Source organism: Sphingobium sp. Ant17, from assembly GCF_000588875.1.
Lineage (GTDB): Bacteria > Pseudomonadota > Alphaproteobacteria > Sphingomonadales > Sphingomonadaceae > Sphingobium.
Map to the genome: position 1 here is coordinate 1 of NZ_JEMV01000077.1, position 18,634 is coordinate 18,634.

The window sequence follows — 18,634 nt, forward strand, 5'->3', positions numbered from 1 at the left end:
CCGCCGCCTCCGCCGCCTCCGCCGCCGCCTCCGGTCGCGGAATGCAGCCCCGGACCGTACATCGTGTTCTTCGAATGGGACAAGTCGGACGTCACGCCTGACGCCGCCACCATCCTGGACAACGCGGTTTCGGCCTACAGCAACTGTGGCAGCGCCCAGGTCATGCTGGCCGGTTATGCGGACAAGTCGGGTTCGGCTTCGTACAACGTCGGTCTGTCGCAGCGTCGCGCTGACGCCGTTAAGGCCTATATGGCGTCGAAGGGTATCCCTGACGGCGTGATGACGACCCAGGCGTTCGGTGAAACGAACCCCCGCGTCGAAACCGCCGACGGCGTTCGCGAACTGCAGAACCGTCGCGTGGAAATCACCTACGGTCCCGGTTCGGGCATGTAAGATTTTCCGTCCTTCGGGATGGAGAATGGATGAGGGGCTGGTCGCAAGACCAGCCCCTTTTTCTTTGTGGGGATGAGATGCCGGGTGTTTGCCGGGGAGGGCGCGCGCGGGGGTAACGCGGGGTTGCGTGCGCCTTGTATTTTTCGTCCTGGCGAAGCGCGGATGCTGGACTTCCCGGACGGGGGCTGTTTCCTTGGTCGGCCTATGGCGGCGGCGATGCCCTGGCCCGCGCCGTGCCGACCCTTGTCAGGGACAGATGGGCCGACCGTCTGATGCGTGGGGAATATCCGTCACTGCAAGCGCCTCTCCCCATGGACCTTTTCCAATGTCGGGATGGTGTAGCCTGAGGGTGTGTTGGCCTTGGCCGGGATGTTCAGACTCGGCCATCCATCCTGCGGGCGGCGAAAATCCGTTTGGCGGCGCGACCTTCTTGGCATTATTGCGTATGCGTCACGACAATCGGGCGGCTATTGGCAACAAAAGGCCATGCTGTTGCGTTCGCCCCATAAGTATGCCTCATCGGGAGTATATCATGCACATCAAGCCCCTGCTTTTCGCCCTTCCCATCGCCCTGGCCGCATCGGGTTGCGCCACGACCATGTCGGACGCGGGATCGACTACCGCGCCGATGGCCAGCGCCAAGCTGATGGCGGGCGACGGTGCCGCGCGCGGTGAGGCGATGATCACGCAGGCGGACGATGGTTTGCATGTCGTCGTCAAGGCAATGGGCCTGACGCCCGGCATGCACGCGGTCCATATTCATACGACGGGGACTTGCACGGCGCCTGATTTTGCCAGCGCAGGCGGGCATTGGAACCCGACCGGCCGCGAGCATGGCAAGGATAATCCGGCGGGCAAGCATATGGGCGATATGCCCAACATGCTCGCCGCCGCCGATGGCACGGGCGAAATCGACTATCGTGTGGCGGGCGGCATGATCAGCGGTGGTGCGATGCCGCTGATGGATGCCGATGGCGCGGCGGTGGTGATCCATGCGCAGGCCGATGACAATAAGAGCGACCCGGCCGGTAATGCGGGTGGGCGGATCGCCTGCGGCGTGGTGACCGCCGGGTGATGCGAAGGCGCGCGGCGGGCTGGTCCTGCCGCGCGTCAGTCCGGCAAATGTCCCTCGCCGAAATGGGCGATAGGCCGATAGCTGGCCCCTTCATGACCCAGATGGCTTTCGAACAAGGCGAAATGGGTGACCGGGAAGGGCGGGCTGGCCAAGGCGGCATGGGCGCGCAGGAACGGGTCGAGCAGGCCGCCGCCCCGACCAAAGCGCGCGAGCGTGATATGCGGCCGATAGGCGCGCGATTCGGGTGGCAGGCCAACGGCGACGCAGGCGCGGTCGATCTTGCGATGCAGGCTGGCCAGCGGGTCGCGCGGTTCTACCCCGGCCCACAGGGTGTCCACCACGCCCTTGCGATCGAATGTCCCGACCCCGGCGAGCGCCGCCTGAAATGGCGCGAAACGGATGGTGCGCAGGGCATCGACCAGATCATTGGCGCAATGGCGATCGACCTCTCCGACGAAACGCAGGGTCAGGTGGAGCTGGTCGTCGGATTGCCATCGCGCGCCGGCGACGCCGCCCATGAGGTCGAGCAGCGCAGCCCGGTGGCTGGCAGGTGGACGGATGGCGACGAACAGGCGGTGCATGACGCCGCCATAGCCACAGGCGGGTGCTGCGCCAATTGTAACGTAAGAATGCTACCCCATCCCGGACTTGAATATGCCGGGCAAAAGGCCGATAATAGATGTGTCGGCATTGGATGACCGACAAAGGAGACGAATTTCATGGCCAACTGGTCCGACCCCCGTTCCGACACCCGGCCGAATATGGCGGGCTTTGGCGGCGCGACCGCTGACCGTAGCGCGGCGTTCGACGCCGGACTGCGCAGCTATATGCTGTCGGTGTATAATTATATGGCGAGCGGCGTCTTGCTGACCGGCGTCGTCGCGATGCTGTTCGCGTCGAGCGGCATGGCCGCGCAGGTGCTGGGCGGCCCCGGCATCCTCAAATATGTCATCATGTTCGCACCGCTGGTCTTCGTGATGGTGCTGAGCTTTGGCATCAACAAGCTGTCGACGGCTGCCGCGCAGGGGCTTTTCTGGGCCTATGCCGCCGTGATGGGCCTGTCGCTCTCGTCGATCTTCCTGGTCTATACCGGCACGTCGATCGCGCAGACCTTTTTCGCTACGGCCGCCGCTTTTGCGGGCCTCAGCCTGTTCGGCTACACCACCAAGAAGGATTTGTCGGGTTTCGGCACGTTCCTGATCATGGGTGTGGTCGGCCTGTTCGTGGCGATGCTGATCAACCTGTTCCTCCAGTCCAGCGTGATGGACCTGGTGATCAGCGGTGTCGGGGTTCTGCTGTTCGCGGGCCTGACGGCCTATGACACGCAGAAGATCAAGAGCATCTATGCCCATGTCGCGGGCACGGACATGATGGGCAAGACGGTCATCATGGGGGCGCTGAACCTCTATCTCGACTTCATCAACATGTTCCTGTTCCTGCTGCGCTTCATGGGCGGCAGCCGCGACTGATCGCCATGTGGTGAGAGAATAGAAAAAGGCCCGGTGGAGCGATCCACCGGGCCTTTTTCGTTTTGGGGCAAGCGTCGTGAAAGCGTCGCTTGACGCGAACGGCAGGTCGGCGAAATCAGTCCGGCTTCTGCATTTCAGCGATCAGGGCGTTGTCGATCGCCTTTTGCCGTTGATAGGCCGGGCGCGCGCGTAGGCGTTCGGCATAGGCGGTGAAGGCGGGTGTGGCGGGGATGGTGCCGAAGGCGAGGCCCCAATCGACCTGGGAGCCGACATAGACGTCGGCGGCGGTGAACTGATCGCCGCACATCCATTGGGGTACGGAAACCGCCTGTTCCAAAGCCTGCAGCACGTCTCGAGCGTGCCATAGCCCGCCGACCGTTCGCGACCTTCGGGGACGACGAAGCCCATCGCCTTGTTGGTGATGGCGGATTCCAGTGGCCCGGCAGCGAAGAAGAGCCAGCGATAATAGGTGCCGCGCGCATCGGTGGGCGGGGCGAGATTGGCGGCCGGAAACGCATCGGCGAGATAGGCGCAGACGGCAGCGCATTCGGTGACGATGGTGTCGCCATGGCGAATCGCGGGCACCTTGCCCATCGGGTTGATGGCCAGATAATCGGGGGCCTTCATGGTCGTGCCATAGTCGAGGATCACCGTGTCATAGGGGACGCCGGTTTCCTCCAGCATCCAGCGGGCGATCTGCCCGCGCGACATGGGGTTGGTGTAGAGGGTGAGGCTGGTCATGGACGTGCGCGCTCCTGAGGGACGATCGTGATCGATTATGCGGCAAGCGGAACGGCAAGGCCAGCCAGGCGATGGCCGGCGCGAAATATGTCTGAAATTTCCCATTCTGCTGCGCGCGATTCAGGGATAGGAAAGGGCTTCGCGCTAATATTTGCAATTCTGCCCACGCTTCATGGTATCCTTTTATGATCCAGACCCAGGCCCGGCCCGTACCGTCGCAGCAGATGCAGGGGAGACGCATGTTGGAAGATCGGATCGCCAAGCTGTCCGACGTGCAGAAACAATGTCTGCGCCTCGCCGCGAGCGGACGGAGCTCGAAGGAAATCGCGCCTGAAGTCGGCCTGTCGCATCAGACGGTCGATCAATATATCCACCGCGCCCGCGTCACGCTGGGCGCGGAAAATCGGCGCGATGCCGCCCGTATCCTGACGGAATCGGAGCAGGCACAGCCGTTCAAACAATTTGAATTAAAGCCGTCACGCCTTGTCGAGCCGCAGGATTCCGCCATTGTGGACCTACCGGCTGCCGAGCCAGTGACGCTAGTCGAACGGATCGGCCTGCCGCCCATCGGAGGCAAGACGAATGACCTGACCATTCAGCAAAGACTGTATGCGATAGCCCGGATTGCCTTTTCCTGATGATCACCGCGACGGCGATCATCATCATCAGCAAGGGTGCGTTCGTCGTCCTGTCCTGACGCCGCTTCCTGACGTTTTCATCTTTCACCTTAGCGACGTGGGGCCATGCGGTTCCGCGAGGGGATATGCCATGCCTGATTATAATCCGATGCTCGCCCGCCGTGTCGTGACCGATATCGGCCGCACGCAAAATGCGATCGATGGCGCGCTGAAGAAGCTGTCGATGCTGACGACCGACGTGCTGGAAGCGTTCGACGATGCGCAGTTGAACGACGCGCTGACCCAGCCGGTGCTGGAAGACATCGCCAATGGCTTTTCGACCATCGTCGCGGGCCGTAGCGCATTCGTCAGCGCGCATCAGAGGCTCATCGAGATGAAGATGGAGTCCAACCTGCGGAAGGTGGAAATCGGCTGCACCTTTGGGCCGATCTGCCCGGTTCCGTTTGTCGAAGAAGCGAAATTGCGTGAAGTTGCCTGACACCATCCGCAACGATGCGATGCTTGTGACCCTGAGGTAACCATAGCGCCATGTTGATTCTGATTTATTGGATGATGACCCTTTGCTGCTGCATTTATGCAGCGGCAGAGGGGGGCGTGGCTGGACGCCTCGGCGCTGTTATCGTCCTGATCAAGACGGCGGGCGGGGCGCTTATCACCTACATCGAGCGCGACTGGCAGATTACGTCTTACTCGTTGCTGCAACTCGATGTGGCCTGCTTGATTGCGTTGCTTTGGCTTAGCCTGCGCAGCGACCATCATTGGCCGCTCTGGTCGACCGCCTGCCAGTTTCTGGCAGTGGCGATCCATGTCACGACTCTGGTGCAGCCCGAATTGACGCCCAAAGTCTATCAGGGGCTGCACAATTTATGGTCCATACCGATGCAACTCTTCATGGTCCGGGGTATCGTGCTCGACTGCCGCGCCAAGCGGCGGGGCCGCGCGATGGTCGCGACATGACGCGGCCGCATCCAATATCGGGAAAGGCAATGGCGATGGGCCAAAGCTATCGAATCTTGCATGTCGATAATGACAGCGACATGCGGTTGGTGGTCGAAATGGCGACGTTGCTGGATACCGGCATGACCATCCGCAGCGTGTCGAGCGGCGCGGCGGCGATCGATCTGTGCCTGGCGCATCATGCGCGGCCCGACATATTGATGCTGGATTATCGATTGCCGGATATGAGCGGGCCGGAATTGTTGCGCCGATTGCGCCGCGACCCGGCCTTTGCCGACATGCCGGCGATTTTTCTGACCGACAGTTCGGGTCATGAGGCGGAGGCGGAAATGCAGGCGCTCGATCCCGCCGGGGTGTTGAGCAAGCCGTTCAATCCACTGTCGCTGGCGATCGATATTCGCCTGATGGCCGACCGCTGGACCGCGATGCATTGATTGCGTGCGGGTCGTCCTGACGCTAGGATGCGGCATGACCGACCTGCTTGCCATCACCCCGTCCGATATTTCCGACGCCGCCTGGATCATCGCGGCGGCCGCCGTCCGCACCCCGTTGATCGAGAATGATCGGCTCAATGCGCTATGCGGCGGGCGGGTTTTGCTCAAGTTCGAGGGCGCGCAGCGGACCGGATCGTTCAAATTTCGGGGTGCCTATAACCGGCTGGCGCGGTTGGACGCGGCGGAGCGGGCGGCGGGCGTGGTCGCCTGGTCATCGGGCAATCATGCGCAGGGTGTCGCGGACGCGGCGCAACTGCTCGGCATTGCGGCGACCATCGTGATGCCCGCCGATGCGCCCGCGATCAAGCTGGCCAATACGCGCGCGCTGGGCGCGGAGGTCGTGACCTATGACCGGGCGCGCGAGAGCCGCGAGGCGATCGCCACGGCGCTGGCGGAGCAACGGGGCGCGACGCTGGTGCCCTCGTTCGATGATCCGTTCATCATCGCCGGGCAGGGGACGGTCGGGCTGGAGATTGTCGAGCAGGTCAAGGATGCTGGCGCGACGCTGGGGCAGGTGCTGGTCTGTTGCGGCGGCGGCGGGCTGACGGCGGGGATCGCGACGGCGGTGAAGGCGCAAGTGCCGGAAGCCGCGATCTATACCGTCGAACCGGCGGGGTTTGACGATACCGCCCGGTCGCTGCGCAGCGGCGTGCGTGAGGCGGTGGCGGCGGACGCGCGGTCGATCTGCGACGCGCTGCAGGCCCCGATGCCGGGCGCGATGACCTTTCCCATCAACAAGGCGCTGGTTACGGGCGGGCTGGTGGTGACTGACCGGCAGGTGCGCGACGCGATGCGCTTTGCCTTTTCCACGCTCAAGCTGGTGGTCGAGCCGGGCGGGGCGGTGGCGCTGGCGGCGATGATGCAGGGGCTTGCGCCGCAGACGGATGGGGTCAGTGTGGTGGTGCTGTCGGGGAGCAATGTCGATCCGGTGGATTATGCGGCGATATTGACCGGCACGGATTGAGGCGCGGGAGCGGCCTGATCCGTTCGTTTCGAGCGAAGTCGAGAAACGTTTGCGCGGGCGTTTCTCGACTTCGCTCGAAACGAACGGGGTTTGAGAGCGGTCGCGTCAGTGCGCAATGACGCGGACGGCGAAGGCGGCGGCGGCGGCGCGGGTTTCGACGCCTAGTTTCTCGAAAATCTGTTCCAGATGCTTGTTCACGGTGCGCGGGCTGATGACCAATATCTCGCTGATGACGCGGTTGGGTTTGCCATAGCTGATCCAGAGCAGCACTTCGGCCTCGCGCTGGGTGAGGCCGAAATGGCTTTGCAGGCGGGCGATGTCGGCCAGCGGGTCGAGATGGTTGAGGCGGATCAGCACCTCGTCACGGCGGGGGCGGCCGACGATGATGAGTTCCACGGTATCGCCGCCGGGGCTTTCGGTCTTGACCGTGGTGCCCGATGGCAGGTCGTCGGGCAGCAGGCGGGCGATGGGCGCGCGGAGCATCGTGGGGAGCGCGGTGTCGGTGCGCGACCAGGCGGGTTCCAGCGCCTCCATGAGCTTGTCGGCCCCCGGCGTGCGCCAGGATAGCGCGCCGTCCGCGCCGACGGCGATGAGATTGCGCCCGGTGGCGTCGAGCGCATAATGGCCGCCCTGGGTCTGGCGCGCATTGGCCATATGGACGCGGACACGGGCGAGCAATTCTTCGACCACGATGGGCTTGCGGACATAATCGACGCCGCCTGCTTCGAGCGCATGGACGACATGTTCGCTTTCGGTGAGGCCGGTCATGAAGATGATCGGCACCGGCGCGCCGTGGGGCAATTGCTTGATCGCGCGGGTGGTTTCGAACCCGTCGAGGCCGGGCATCACCGCGTCCATCAGGATGAGGTCGGGGACGACATGCTCCAGCAGTTCGAGCGCCGCTTCGCCGCTGGTGGCGATGAGGACCGAGATGTTCGCAGCCTCCAGCGTGTCGGTGAGGAAGCGCAGGGATTCGGGCGTGTCGTCCACGACGAGGACGGTGTCGGAACGCGGGGTTGGGGTGGTCATCTTACGGCCCTTATGATTTTATCAGCCCCTTGAGGTCGAAACGGTCGAGATGGGCGAGCATGCGGGCGGCGAGCGGCTGGGCTTGCGGCACGGCTTCCTCCAGCGCGCGGATGCTCGATTCGATGCCGCGCACATGGCCGATGATCGCTTTCTGCTCGATATCGGCCAGGATCGGCAGTGCGTCCTCCGGCAGATCAGGCAGGAGGAGGTCGTCGGGCGCGGCGGTTTCGGGTGGCGGCGCGTCGCCGGTCCAGCGGATATGCAACTGATCGGCGATGGCGTCCAGCAGCGCGTCGAGATCGACCGGCTTCATGAGGAACATGTCATGCGCGGCGCGGCCGTCGCCGCCGCGATGAAATTCATGGGCATTGGCCGATACCATGATGATCCGCACCTTGCCGCCCAGCGTTTCGCGCAGGGAGCGGCTGATGTCCCAGCCGGATTCGCCGGGCATGGAGATGTCGAGCAGCACGATGTCGGGCGCGTCGCGCGCGGCGATGTCGAGGCCAGCGCGGCCGCTCAAAGCCTCCATCACGGTGAAGTCGAGCGGTTCGAGCAGGCTGCGCAGCACCGCGACCTGCGATGGATCATCATCGATCAACAACACCTTGCGCCGTTCGCCGACATAGCCGGAGATCCGGTCCACGGGCGGGGCGTCCTCGATCGGATTGGCGACATGGCCGAGCATCAGGCGGACGGTAAATTGCGTGCCTTTGCCCGTTTCGCTGACGACCGAGAGGTCGCCGCCCAATATCTGGACCAGTGCCTGGGTGATGGACAGGCCAAGGCCGATACCCTTTTGCCGTTGCGCGTCGGGGTTGCTGCCGCGCTCGAACGGGTCGAACACGCGCTTCAAGTCATCGGGTGCAATGCCAAGGCCGGTGTCGATAATGTCGAAAGTCGCCATCTGGCTGCGATAGGCGACGCGGAAGGTGACAGAGCCGGTGCGGGTGAATTTGATCGCGTTGGAAAGCAGGTTGATGAGGATCTGGCGCAGGCGCTTCTGGTCGGTGCGGACGAAATCGGGCAGTTTTTCCGGCCGTTCGAACAAAAAGTCGATGCCCTTGGACTGGGCTTGTGGGCGGAACATGTTGGCGATCTGGTCGACGAAGGGGGCGAGGCGGACGGTTTCGCTGCTGATGCGCAGGACGCCGCTTTCGACCTGGGAAATGTCGAGCAGCCCTTCGACCAGATTGGTCAGATGTTCGGCGCTGCGGCGGATAATCTTGGCGGCTTCGACGGGCGCGATGTCGTGGCCGCGCTCCATCAACTGGGCATAGCCGTAGATGGAGTTGAGCGGCGAGCGGATTTCGTGGCTGACGCTGACGAGATAGCGGCTCTTGGCGGCATTGGCGGATTCGGCGGCTTCCTTCGCCTTTTGCAGCTCCGCGCCGGTGACGTCATGGGCGATCACCTCCTCCATCAGCTTTTGCACATGATGCTCGCTTTCCTGCATCGCAGTGCGGCGGCTTTGGTGGGCGAGGACGATCATCCAGGCGATGACCCCGCCGATGAGCGAGAAGAGGAGGAAGAGGCCGAGCATCAGGCTGTTGACCTGATCGGCGGCGGCGGGCGCGCGGTGGGCGAATTGCCAGGCGACGCCGCCCATCACCGCGGCATTGGCCAGCGTGATGAGCATCATCACCGCGATGAAATGGCCGACGGGGGTGTGGACATGGCGGGCGATGGTGGCGGGCAACAAGCGTTCGAGCCAGCGCGCGGCCTGTTGCGTGGCGCGGCTGTCGGATTTGCAGCGATCATGGCAGCGCGCTTCGAGCGTGCAGCAGAGCGAGCAGATCGGCGCGGCATACATGGGGCAATGCGCCATATCGACCGGCTGAAAGGCGTTTTCGCAGATGATGCAGGTCTTGGTTTCCGCGCCCTCGGCCCAGTGCGAGCGGCGCGCGATATAGTAGCGGCCATGCGTGACGAGCGCGATCACGGGCGCGGCGGTGAAGGCGACGGCCATGCCGATGACCGGCGCGAACGCCTGCGCCAATTGGCCAAGCAGGCCCAGATGCGCGCTGCCCGATACCAGGATGGACAGCAGCATCGCGCCGATGCCGACCGGATTGATGTCGAATAGATGGGCGCGCTTGAATTCGATGCCAGCAGGCGAAAGGCCGAGCGGCTTGGAGATCATGAGGTCGGCGGCCAGCGCGCCGATCCAGCCCGCAGCGACCGTGGCATAGAGGATCAGGATCGCCTCGATCGCGTCGAAAATGCCGACTTCCATCAGCAGCAGCGCGAGCAGCACGTTGAAGATCAGCCAGACGACACGGCCGGGGTGGCTGTGGGTCAGGCGGGCGAAGAAATTGGACCAGGCGATGGAGCCGGCATAGGCGTTGGTGACGTTGATCTTGAGCTGGCAGATGATGACGAACAGCCCGGTCAGCACCAGCGACAGGCCGGCATGGCCCGACATGGCGGTGTAGATGGTCTGGAACATGATGGTCGGGCTGGCGGCGTCGCTGGCCGATGCTGCGCCGCCGATCAGATAATGAGCGAGCCAGGAACCGAGCAGCAGCTTCATGCCGCCGATCAGCGTCCAGCCCGGCCCCCCGGCCAGCATCGCCGCCCACCATTTGCCCTTGCCGATTTTTTTCGCGCTGGGCAGGAAGCGGAGATAATCCGCCTGCTCGCCGATCTGGGGCAGCAGGGACAGAAGGGTGGAGAGGGCGAAGCCGAAATAGAGCAGGCTTACGCTGCCATCGGGCGCACCAAGCTGACCCGTGAAGCGCGACCATTGCGCCAGCGCGGACGGGCCGGACCAGAGGATGTAGATAATCGGCGCGACTTGCAGCACGATCCATATGCCTTGGGTCGCGGTCTGGAACCGGGTGATGGCGCTCATGCCGTAGAGCGCGATGGGAATGACGACGAGGGCGCTGACCAGATAGGCGACGCTCATCGGCATGCCGGTCATGGCGGTGAGCGCGACCGCCATGATCGTGGCTTCGACCGAGAAAAGCAGGAAGGTGAAGCTCGCGTAGATGAGCGAGGTGAGGGTCGAGCCGAGATAGCCGAAGCCCGCGCCGCGCGTCAGCAGATCGATATCGAGGCCGTGCTTGGCGGCATGATAGGCGATGGGCAGGCCGATGACGAACATCAAGGCGACGGCGGCGGCGATGGCGGCGACGCTGTTGGCGAAGCCATAGGTCAGGGTGATCGACGCGCCGATCGCTTCGCAGGCGAGGAAGGCGGTCGCGCCGATGGCGGTGTTGGCGACCTGCCCCGCCGACCAGCGCCGGGCGCTGTCGGCGGTGTAGCGCAGGGCGTAGTCCTCCAATGTCTGGCTGGCGACCCACTTATTATAGAGCCGCTTTTCGCGCAGGACATAGGCGGCGCGGTCCATCAGATCGCGACGGTGTGATCGGCAGGAAGGGGCCGCAGGCCGCCGGTGGCGACGATGAAGTCGATGACGGCGGGCAGCCCGACATTGTCTTTGAGGTTGGTGAAGAGGAATGGGCGGGTGTTCCGCATCTTCCTGGCATCGCGGTCCATGACGCCCAGGTCCGCGCCGACCAGCGGGGCAAGGTCGATCTTGTTGATGAGCAGCAGGTCGGAGCGGGTGATGCCGGGGCCGCCCTTGCGCGGGATCTTGTCGCCCGCCGATACGTCGATGACATAGATGGTGATGTCAGCGAGTTCCGGCGAGAAGGTGGCGGCCAGATTGTCGCCGCCGCTTTCGATGAAGATGAGTTCGAGGCCGGGGAATTTGCGGGTCATGGTATCGACGGCGGCCAGGTTGATGCTGGCATCCTCGCGGATGGCGGTGTGCGGGCAGCCGCCGGTTTCCACGCCCATGATGCGTTCAGGCACCAGTGCGCCGGATCGGGTGAGAAATTCCGCATCCTCGCGGGTGTAGATGTCGTTGGTGATGGCGGCGATATTATAATGGTCGCGCATCGCCTTGCACAGCCGGTCGGTCAGCGCGGTTTTGCCGGAGCCGACCGGGCCGCCAATGCCGACGCGCAGGGGACCGTTGTGACCAAGAGAAACCGGAGTCATGATCGGAACAACCTTGTGTAGAGGGTTTCATGGGACAGGGAGGCGAGTTCGAGGTCGGGCGCGGCGGTGCCGAGATCTTCGAGCGGGGTGACGAGCGCCTTCTCTGCAATGGCGGGAATGGCGTGGGATAGCGCGGCAAGCGCCAACTGGCCATCGGTCTGGCCGAGCGGCACGAGGCGGACGCCCGCCGAAACCAGATTGGCGGCGGTAGAGTGGAGCCAACCGTGCAGCGCGGGTTCGAGCGGGATGGCGTGGGCGGCGCAGGCGAGCGCCATGACGGTGGCATGGGCCATGGGGTGATCGCCGTTGCGCGCGGCGAAGGCGTCGAGCGCGGGATGAGGCCAGGCCTTGCGCGTGACGGACAGGAAGGAGCCGCCCTGCTGGCGGCTTTCGAGCGCGGTTTCGCTGCTGCCGCGAAAGGCGGCGGCGAGTTCGGCGAGGGCGTCGAAGGCGGCGTCATCGTGCGCGGCGCGATGGGCGTGGACGAACAGGACGGCGTCGATCCAGCCGCCGCCGCGTGCCAGCACGGCTTCGACATAGGCGGTGACGTGCGCGGCCGTGGTGATGCGGCCATCCTCGACCGCGGTTTCCAGGCCGTGGCTATAGGTGAAGCTGCCCACTGGATAGGAAGGCGAGGTCCAGGCGAGCAGGCGATTGAGGGCAGCGTCAGCCAGCATGGTCGTGGGCGTGGTGATCGTGGTGGTGGTCATGATCGTGATCGTGATCGTGATCATGGCCGTGATGATGATGGCCGCCGCCGGAATAGGCGCCGCCTTCGGGGGTGAAGGGGGCGTTGATCTTGGTGACGGTCGCGCCCAGCCCTTCGAGCATGGCGTTGATGACATGATCGTCGCGCAGGCGGATGGCGTGCGGCAGGAGTTCGGCGGGCAGATGCCGGTTGCCGATATGCCAGGCGAGGCGGATCATTGCGGATGGGTCTGCGGCGGTGACTTCGACCAGTGCTTCGGGCGCGGCGAGGACTTCGACCAGGCGGCCGTCCGACAGTTGCAGCGCATCGCCATGGCCCAGCACCGTCGCGCGGGCGAGGTCGAGCAGGAAGGCGGTGCCATGGTCGGCGGTATAATACCAGCGGCGGCGATGGCGCGCATCATGGTCGAGCGTGATGTGGTCGGCGGCGGGGCCGGACCAGTGGCCGTGGGGCAGGACTTCGCGTGCGGTCAGCATGATGTAATCACTCCGTTATTCCCGCGACCCGAAGGGCGGCGTAAGCCAACGCGGGAACCTATCTCCCACCCTGTCTCCAGACGCGAGGCCCGGAGATGGGTCCCCGCCTTCGCGGGGATGACGGGTGAAGGGCGGTTAGGGCAGCTTGTCAAAACAGGAAATATCGTTGCGCGAACGGTAGCACGCTCGCCGGTTCGCAGGTCAGCAGTTCGCCGTCGGCGCGGACTTCGTAGGTTTCGGGGTCGACTTCGATATGCGGCATGGCGTCGTTGAGGATCATCGAGGCCTTGCCGATGCCGCTGCGTGTGTTGCGCACGGCTTCGAGCGGGCGGGCGAGGTGGAGGCGTTCGGCGATGCCGTCGGCAATCCCCGCTGCCGAGACGAAATGCACCGCCGACAACGCGCCCGCGCGGCCCATGGCACCGAACATTGGGCGGTAATGGACCGGCTGGGGCGTGGGGATGCTGGCATTGGGGTCGCCCATCGGCGCGACGGCGATGCTGCCGCCCTTGATCACCATGTCGGGCTTGACCGCGAAGAAGGCGGGCGACCACAGGACCAGATCGGCGAGTTTGCCGACCGCGATCGACCCGACGATATGGCTGATGCCGTGTGCGATGGCGGGGTTGATCGTATATTTGGCGATATAGCGTTTAGCGCGGAAATTATCGCTATCGGCGTCGTCGGTGCCAAGGCTGCCGCGCTGCTGCTTCATCTTGTCGGCGGTCTGCCAGCAGCGGATGATGGTTTCGCCCACGCGGCCCATCGCCTGGCTATCCGAGACATCATCGAGAAAGCGCCCAGGTCGTGGAGGATGTCCTCCGCCGCGATCGTTTCCTTGCGGATGCGGCTGTCGGCGAAGGCGACATCCTCGGCGATGCGCGGGTCGAGATGGTGGCAGACCATCAGCATGTCGAGATGTTCCTCGATCGTGTTGACGGTATAGGGCCGCGTCGGATTGGTGGAGGAGGGCAGGACGTTGGGCAGGCCCGCCAGCTTGATGATGTCGGGCGCATGGCCGCCGCCAGCGCCCTCGGTATGGAAGGCGTGGATGGTGCGGCCTGCAAACGCGCCTATCGTGCTTTCGACGAAGCCCGCTTCGTTGAGCGTATCGGTGTGGATCGCGACCTGAATGTCATAATCGTCCGCGACCGACAGGCAGCAGTCGATGGCGGCGGGGGTGGTCCCCCAATCTTCGTGGAGTTTGAGGCCGCAGGCGCCCGCGCGGATCATTTCGACCAAGGCGGCTGGCTGGCTGGCATTGCCCTTGCCCATCAGCCGAAGTTCATCGGCATGGTTTCCAATGCTTGCAGCATCCGGCCGATATGCCAGCTGCCGGGCGTGCAGGTGGTGGCGAGCGTGCCGTGCGCGGGGCCGGTGCCGCCGCCCAGCATGGTGGTGATGCCCGCGTTGAGCGCTTCGTCCACCTGCTGCGGGCAGATGAAGTGGATGTGCGCGTCGATGCCACCAGCGGTCAGGATGCGCCCTTCGCCCGCGATGATTTCGGTGCCGGGGCCGATGGGGATGGTGACGCCGGGCTGGACGTCGGGGTTGCCTGCCTTGCCGATCGCGGCGATGCGACCATCGCGGATGGAGACGTCCGCCTTGATGATGCCCCAATGGTCGAGGATCAGCGCGTTGGTGATGACCGTGTCGGGCGCGCCGTCCGCGCGGGACATCTGGCTTTGGCCCATGCCGTCGCGGATCACCTTGCCGCCGCCAAACTTCACTTCCTCGCCATAGACGGTCAGGTCATCCTCGACGCGGATGAGGAGGGAAGAGTCGCCGAGGCGCACGCGGTCGCCAACTGTGGGGCCGAACATGCCGGCATAGGCGCGGCGGGACATGGTTATGGGCATGGGGCGACCTTCCGTTCGAAACGAACGGCTGATGTGATGCCATTCATCACAATTCCCCCATCACATCGCCGCGAAAACCGATGACGATGCGGTCGCCGGCGTAGGGAATCAACTGCACGTCGCGGCTTTGGCCGGGTTCGAAACGGACCGCGGTGCCCGACGGGATGTCGAGGCGATAGCCGCGCGCGGCGTGGCGATCGAACAGCAAGGCGGGGTTGGTTTCGGCGAAATGATAATGGCTGCCGACCTGGATCGGCCGGTCGCCGCTATTGGCGATGGTCAGTGTGATCGGCAAGCGTCCTTCGTTGAGGATGATGTCGCCGGGGAGGGGGAGGATTTCGCCGGGGATCATGGGGTTTCCCTCCACGACCGTTCGGGCTGAGCCTGTCGAAGCCCTGCCCTTGTCTGCAAGAAAGAAAGGCCCTTCGACAAGCTCAGGGCGAACGGTGGGAGGGTTGTGAGCGGGCTGCTATTCACCGGATCGGCCGATGCACGGTGACGAGTTTCGTTCCATCCGGGAAGGTTGCTTCGACCTGAATGTCGTGGATCATCTCGGCTATCCCCTCCATCACCTGATCGCGGGTCAGGACGTGGCCGCCGCTGGCCATCAGGGCGGCGACCGACTGGCCGTCGCGCGCGCCTTCGACCACATGGTCGGTGATCAGCGCGATCGCTTCGGGGTGGTTGAGCTTGACGCCGCGCGCCAGTCGATTGCGCGCGACCATGGCGGCCATCGCGACCAGCAGCTTGTCTTTTTCGCGTCCTGTCAGGTTCATGGGATCAGCAATAGCAGATGGTGGGCATGGAGGGCGATAGGCCGAATATCGCGGCGCGCAACACGCCCGCCGCGCGCATGACATCCTTGCGTAGCGCGTGGGGGTCGTTGCGGGTGAGGCGCAGGATCAGCAGGTCATCGAAGCTGGTCGCGCCGCCGGTCGGGGCTTCTACGAGCGTGCGGGCGAGGTCGAGATAGTCGGCGGCGTCCGGCCCCGCATAAACGAGCGTGGCGACCGCGCTCGCATCGCCAAAGCCAAAGGGGGCGCGGCCTGCGGTGGCGAAGTCGCCCTCGATATGAAGCGCGTCGGCCCAGACCAGCCGCCCGCCGCGCCGGATGCGCCAGCTATCGTGGATCAGGCCGCTTTGATAGGTTTCCCCCATAGCGCCCCGGCCCAGCACCAGCATCTCCATCGCCAGCATCCGGGCGTCGGGGGCAAGATCGGCACTCAGGGTGCGGCGCATGCGGCTGCGGTCGAACAGGATCGCTTCCTGCGCCAGCCATTCGCAGGTCGCGCCCGCGCCGATGGCGATGCGGGTGTCGATGCGGGTGGGTTCATCCTCGTCCAGCGCGCGGTAGAGCTTTTCGGCGGCCTGCGGCACGATGGTCGCGCAGACGCCCGGATCGACGATGATGTCGAGCGCCAGCCGATCCCCGCCGGTCAGCCCGCCGCAGGTGGTGACGGTGACGGCGAGCGGAAAATCGCCATCGCGGCCTTCGGGAAACAGCAGCCGCGCGGGCGCAACCTGCATCATGTCGCGGATGCCGCGCGGCCCGAACGCCACCATGGCGCGGCCATCGACGCGCTGGTGCCGGGACTTTGGAGGCACGGTAATGGCGCGTTGCACGGTCATGGACACCATCTGATCAGGCGCGGCTGGTCGGGACATGGGGTATATGACGTATGGGGTGGGGGATAGGATGCGGCTCGGCGTGATCCATACATCCTCTCCCTGTGGGGGATCGTTGCGAAATGCGATCGCGTACGAATCATCGTCATTCCCGCGAATGCGGGAATCCATCTCCCACCTTTTCGTCTTGATTTTAGGTCCGGAGATGGATCCCCGCCTTCGCGGGGATGACGTAAAAACATGTGGGTGATGAATTTCGCAACAATCCCCTGCAAGGGGAGGATTTTCAGGTGGTCGGGCGACGGCCGCCCCGACCGTAGCGGGGGTCGACCTTTTCGGTCTTGCCGTCCTTGGCGGCCTTTTCGCCGTAGAAGGGCTGGCCGTGTTCGGTGGTGAGGTCGGACAGGAAGCCTGTCTGCTTGATCCCCTTCTTGCGCATGGCAACGCCGGTGAGGCAGGCGTGCATGATGAAATTGGCGTTGAGCGCGCTGCGATAGGTCGGGTCGAGCACGGGGGCGAGCTCGACGATTTCGAAGCCGACCAGTTCATTTTCTGCGCACAGACGTCGCACTATCGGAATCGCCTCGCGCATCGTCAGGCCGCCGGGTACGGGTGTGCCTGTGCCGGGGATGAAGGCCGGGTCCAGCACGTCGACGTCGAACGAGATGAAGATCTTCTTGCCGCTTTCGCGTGCTTCCTTCAGTGCGCGCTCCATCGTCGCGGCCCAGCCATTTTTCTCGATCTCCGGCATCGCATGGTAGCGCACGCCATTGTCGCGCATCCATTCGAAGCCTTCCTTTTCGGGCCAGGGGCCGCGCAGGCCGACCTGGATATAATTCTTACCCAGGACATGGCCTTCCTTGACCGCACGATAGACGGGCGCGCCATGGGTGATGAAATGCACGCCGCCCTTGCCCGCATCATAATGCGAATCGAAATGGACGACGCCGAAACTGCCCTTGCCATGGACATCGGCAAGGCCTGCGACATCGCTATATTCGAGGCTATGGTCGCCGCCGACGATGAAGGGCAGCGCGCCGGTGCGCGCGATTTCGGCGACGCGCTCGCGGACATGGGCGACGGTGCGTTCGGTCGACATATTGTCGATGGCGATGTCGCCATAATCAACGATCTTCAATTCCTTGGACGGATCGACCATCGTGTACATGTCGATGCCGCCCGCGCCATATTGCGTGCGCATGGCCGATGGGCCGCCCTTCGCCCCGCGATAGCCAGATCCCATGTCGAGCGGTGCGCCGACGATGGCGACGTCCACCTTGCCCGCGACCAGATCTTCGGGGAAGATCGCGACGGGTGCGCCAGCGAAAGTGGCGATGCCGCCGCCATAGACGCCGCCGCCGCGGCCATTGGCGTAATAGCTCAATTCAAACGGCCCGGCTTCGCGCTTGGGGTCGAGGCCGGAGGGGCGACGCAGTTTCCAGCCGTTGAAATTCTCATTGTCGGTGTCGAGCGGGATCGCCGCCATATCCGTCTTGGCATTGAATTTCGATGCGGCGACCGCATCCATCATCGCCTCGATATAGGCGTCGATTTCCTGCGGGCTCTTGGTCGCCAGCCGTTCGAACAATTTGTCGTAGGAACCGGCGAACATTTCGGCCGGGTCGGATGTCAGAAACTCGCGCTTGGCCTTGGGCAGATCCTTGATCTTGGCTTCCAGCGCGGGGGGGATGGTGGGCTTGTCGGACTGGGCGATCACCGCCGCCGACGAAATCACCGTCGCCATCAGCAATGCGCCCAGCGCCATGCGTTTCATCGTCATCTCATTCCCCCGAACCCTGGTCCATTCTGCGAGGCAGGCTAGGGCAGGGGCAGGCGTCTGGCAAATGGGGCGATTGACGTAGCAGCAGGGCAAAAGACCCGGACCCTGCGCGCAAGGTCCGGGTCTTGGCAGGTGCCATGGGAGCGGCGATTATATTTTGCCTGCGTGATCGGGACTCCTGCGAACAATCCCTGCCGCGACGATAGCAGCGGGCCGGTGTGCGGCCCTACGTCAAACGCCCTATCGAGGCGCTTTGGTGGTTCCGGTAGCGCCGCTGCATGTTGATCGCGTCGCTGTTCCTGTTGTGGATGATCGTCATCCTGCTGGTGGTGGCAGTGGTCGCCCTGTCGCGGCAAGTGCGCGCGATGCAGGAAGGGGCGGGGCCGGTTGCGCCCCGCGCCGTGGCCGCCGTG

The 18,634-nt window shown here is 64.3% G+C and carries 18 protein-coding genes and 2 pseudogenes; 8 read left to right on the top strand and 12 right to left on the bottom strand.

From position 1 onward, the window contains the following. Positions 1-393 (top strand): OmpA family protein (locus BF95_RS21615; protein ID WP_043154302.1); only part of this gene is annotated, 393 nt, incomplete at its 5' end. Positions 394-925: 532 nt separating this feature from the next. After that, positions 926-1,468, top strand: a complete 543-nt coding sequence (locus tag BF95_RS21620) for a superoxide dismutase family protein (protein WP_043154304.1) — start codon at positions 926-928, stop codon at positions 1,466-1,468. A 35-nt stretch (positions 1,469-1,503) separates the two neighbouring features. Here BF95_RS21620 and thpR read toward each other — a convergent pair whose 3' ends face one another. Next, the gene (thpR, locus tag BF95_RS21625; RefSeq protein ID WP_043154306.1) at positions 1,504-2,049 is read right to left on the bottom strand and encodes an RNA 2',3'-cyclic phosphodiesterase; all 546 of its coding nucleotides are present in this window, start codon (positions 2,047-2,049) and stop codon (positions 1,504-1,506) included. A 138-nt stretch (positions 2,050-2,187) separates the two neighbouring features. Here thpR and BF95_RS21630 point away from each other — a divergent pair, with 138 nt between their 5' ends. Next, a complete protein-coding gene (locus tag BF95_RS21630; protein ID WP_043154308.1) occupies positions 2,188-2,937 on the top strand; it encodes a Bax inhibitor-1/YccA family protein in 750 nt (249 codons plus the stop codon). 115 nt (positions 2,938-3,052) lie between these two features. Here BF95_RS21630 and BF95_RS21635 read toward each other — a convergent pair. After that, positions 3,053-3,678, bottom strand: a pseudogene (locus tag BF95_RS21635) (glutathione S-transferase family protein). Between the two features lie 185 nt (positions 3,679-3,863). Between BF95_RS21635 and BF95_RS25820 the strand changes: the two are divergent. The 5 genes from BF95_RS25820 to BF95_RS21660 all read left to right on the top strand — a co-directional run bounded on the left by BF95_RS25820 (position 3,864) and on the right by BF95_RS21660 (position 6,731). Beyond that, complete coding sequence (locus tag BF95_RS25820) at positions 3,864-4,316, top strand: helix-turn-helix domain-containing protein (protein WP_235209925.1); 453 nt, start codon at positions 3,864-3,866, stop codon at positions 4,314-4,316. A gap of 130 nt (positions 4,317-4,446) precedes the next feature. Further along, on the top strand, positions 4,447-4,794 hold the full coding sequence (locus BF95_RS21645) for a hypothetical protein (protein ID WP_043154311.1): 348 nt from the start codon (positions 4,447-4,449) through the stop codon (positions 4,792-4,794). Positions 4,795-4,910: 116 nt separating this feature from the next. After that, positions 4,911-5,273, top strand: coding sequence for a hypothetical protein (locus BF95_RS21650; RefSeq protein WP_235209926.1), 363 nt, complete (start codon positions 4,911-4,913; stop codon positions 5,271-5,273). Between the two features lie 35 nt (positions 5,274-5,308). Then, positions 5,309-5,707: a response regulator gene (locus BF95_RS21655; RefSeq protein WP_043154335.1), complete on the top strand. Its 399-nt coding sequence runs from the start codon at positions 5,309-5,311 to the stop codon at positions 5,705-5,707. Between the two features lie 34 nt (positions 5,708-5,741). Beyond that, complete coding sequence (locus tag BF95_RS21660) at positions 5,742-6,731, top strand: threonine ammonia-lyase (protein ID WP_043154313.1); 990 nt, start codon at positions 5,742-5,744, stop codon at positions 6,729-6,731. Between the two features lie 105 nt (positions 6,732-6,836). Here the strand turns inward: BF95_RS21660 and BF95_RS21665 are convergent, their stop codons facing one another. The 10 genes and pseudogenes from BF95_RS21665 to BF95_RS21710 all read right to left on the bottom strand — a co-directional run bounded on the left by BF95_RS21665 (position 6,837) and on the right by BF95_RS21710 (position 18,215). Continuing rightward, complete coding sequence (locus tag BF95_RS21665) at positions 6,837-7,760, bottom strand: response regulator transcription factor (protein ID WP_043154315.1); 924 nt, start codon at positions 7,758-7,760, stop codon at positions 6,837-6,839. A 10-nt stretch (positions 7,761-7,770) separates the two neighbouring features. Further along, positions 7,771-11,115, bottom strand: a complete 3,345-nt coding sequence (locus BF95_RS21670; protein WP_043154317.1) for a hybrid sensor histidine kinase/response regulator — start codon at positions 11,113-11,115, stop codon at positions 7,771-7,773. Further along, positions 11,115-11,771 (bottom strand): urease accessory protein UreG, encoded by a 657-nt coding sequence (gene ureG / locus BF95_RS21675; RefSeq protein WP_043154319.1) that lies wholly within the window; start codon positions 11,769-11,771, stop codon positions 11,115-11,117. The genes BF95_RS21670 and ureG overlap by 1 nt, the downstream gene beginning before the upstream one ends. After that, positions 11,768-12,481 carry an urease accessory protein UreF gene (locus tag BF95_RS21680; RefSeq protein WP_235209927.1) on the bottom strand — a complete coding sequence of 238 codons (714 nt, stop codon included), beginning with the start codon at positions 12,479-12,481 and terminating at the stop codon, positions 11,768-11,770. Before BF95_RS21680 ends, ureG begins: the two co-directional genes overlap by 4 nt. After that, entirely contained in the window at positions 12,438-12,956 is a 519-nt protein-coding gene (gene ureE, locus BF95_RS21685; RefSeq protein ID WP_043154322.1) for an urease accessory protein UreE, read from the bottom strand. Before ureE ends, BF95_RS21680 begins: the two co-directional genes overlap by 44 nt. A gap of 148 nt (positions 12,957-13,104) precedes the next feature. Next, positions 13,105-14,815: pseudogene (ureC, locus tag BF95_RS21690) on the bottom strand (urease subunit alpha). 46 nt (positions 14,816-14,861) lie between these two features. Then, the gene (locus BF95_RS21695) at positions 14,862-15,167 is read right to left on the bottom strand and encodes an urease subunit beta (protein WP_043154340.1); all 306 of its coding nucleotides are present in this window, start codon (positions 15,165-15,167) and stop codon (positions 14,862-14,864) included. A 121-nt stretch (positions 15,168-15,288) separates the two neighbouring features. Continuing rightward, positions 15,289-15,591 (bottom strand): urease subunit gamma, encoded by a 303-nt coding sequence (locus BF95_RS21700; protein WP_043154324.1) that lies wholly within the window; start codon positions 15,589-15,591, stop codon positions 15,289-15,291. 4 nt (positions 15,592-15,595) lie between these two features. Next, the gene (locus tag BF95_RS21705) at positions 15,596-16,444 is read right to left on the bottom strand and encodes an urease accessory protein UreD (protein ID WP_235209928.1); all 849 of its coding nucleotides are present in this window, start codon (positions 16,442-16,444) and stop codon (positions 15,596-15,598) included. A 283-nt stretch (positions 16,445-16,727) separates the two neighbouring features. Next, positions 16,728-18,215, bottom strand: coding sequence for an agmatinase family protein (locus BF95_RS21710; protein WP_043154344.1), 1,488 nt, complete (start codon positions 18,213-18,215; stop codon positions 16,728-16,730). Positions 18,216-18,634 lie beyond the last annotated feature (419 nt).

Coding starts and splice junctions, on each gene's coding strand:
- BF95_RS21670 (WP_043154317.1), bottom strand. CDS start 11,115: ATGGACCGCGCCGCCTATGTCCTGCGCGAAAAGCGGCTCTATAATAAG.
- BF95_RS21680 (WP_235209927.1), bottom strand. CDS start 12,481: ATGACCACCACCACGATCACCACGCCCACGACCATGCTGGCTGACGCT.
- BF95_RS21700 (WP_043154324.1), bottom strand. CDS start 15,591: ATGAACCTGACAGGACGCGAAAAAGACAAGCTGCTGGTCGCGATGGCC.
- BF95_RS21655 (WP_043154335.1), top strand. CDS start 5,309: ATGGGCCAAAGCTATCGAATCTTGCATGTCGATAATGACAGCGACATG.
- BF95_RS21705 (WP_235209928.1), bottom strand. CDS start 16,444: ATGACCGTGCAACGCGCCATTACCGTGCCTCCAAAGTCCCGGCACCAG.
- BF95_RS21620 (WP_043154304.1), top strand. CDS start 926: ATGCACATCAAGCCCCTGCTTTTCGCCCTTCCCATCGCCCTGGCCGCA.
- BF95_RS25820 (WP_235209925.1), top strand. CDS start 3,864: ATGATCCAGACCCAGGCCCGGCCCGTACCGTCGCAGCAGATGCAGGGG.
- thpR (WP_043154306.1), bottom strand. CDS start 2,049: ATGCACCGCCTGTTCGTCGCCATCCGTCCACCTGCCAGCCACCGGGCT.
- BF95_RS21665 (WP_043154315.1), bottom strand. CDS start 7,760: ATGACCACCCCAACCCCGCGTTCCGACACCGTCCTCGTCGTGGACGAC.
- ureE (WP_043154322.1), bottom strand. CDS start 12,956: ATGCTGACCGCACGCGAAGTCCTGCCCCACGGCCACTGGTCCGGCCCC.
- BF95_RS21630 (WP_043154308.1), top strand. CDS start 2,188: ATGGCCAACTGGTCCGACCCCCGTTCCGACACCCGGCCGAATATGGCG.
- BF95_RS21660 (WP_043154313.1), top strand. CDS start 5,742: ATGACCGACCTGCTTGCCATCACCCCGTCCGATATTTCCGACGCCGCC.
- BF95_RS21695 (WP_043154340.1), bottom strand. CDS start 15,167: ATGATCCCCGGCGAAATCCTCCCCCTCCCCGGCGACATCATCCTCAAC.
- BF95_RS21710 (WP_043154344.1), bottom strand. CDS start 18,215: ATGAAACGCATGGCGCTGGGCGCATTGCTGATGGCGACGGTGATTTCG.
- BF95_RS21645 (WP_043154311.1), top strand. CDS start 4,447: ATGCCTGATTATAATCCGATGCTCGCCCGCCGTGTCGTGACCGATATC.
- ureG (WP_043154319.1), bottom strand. CDS start 11,771: ATGACTCCGGTTTCTCTTGGTCACAACGGTCCCCTGCGCGTCGGCATT.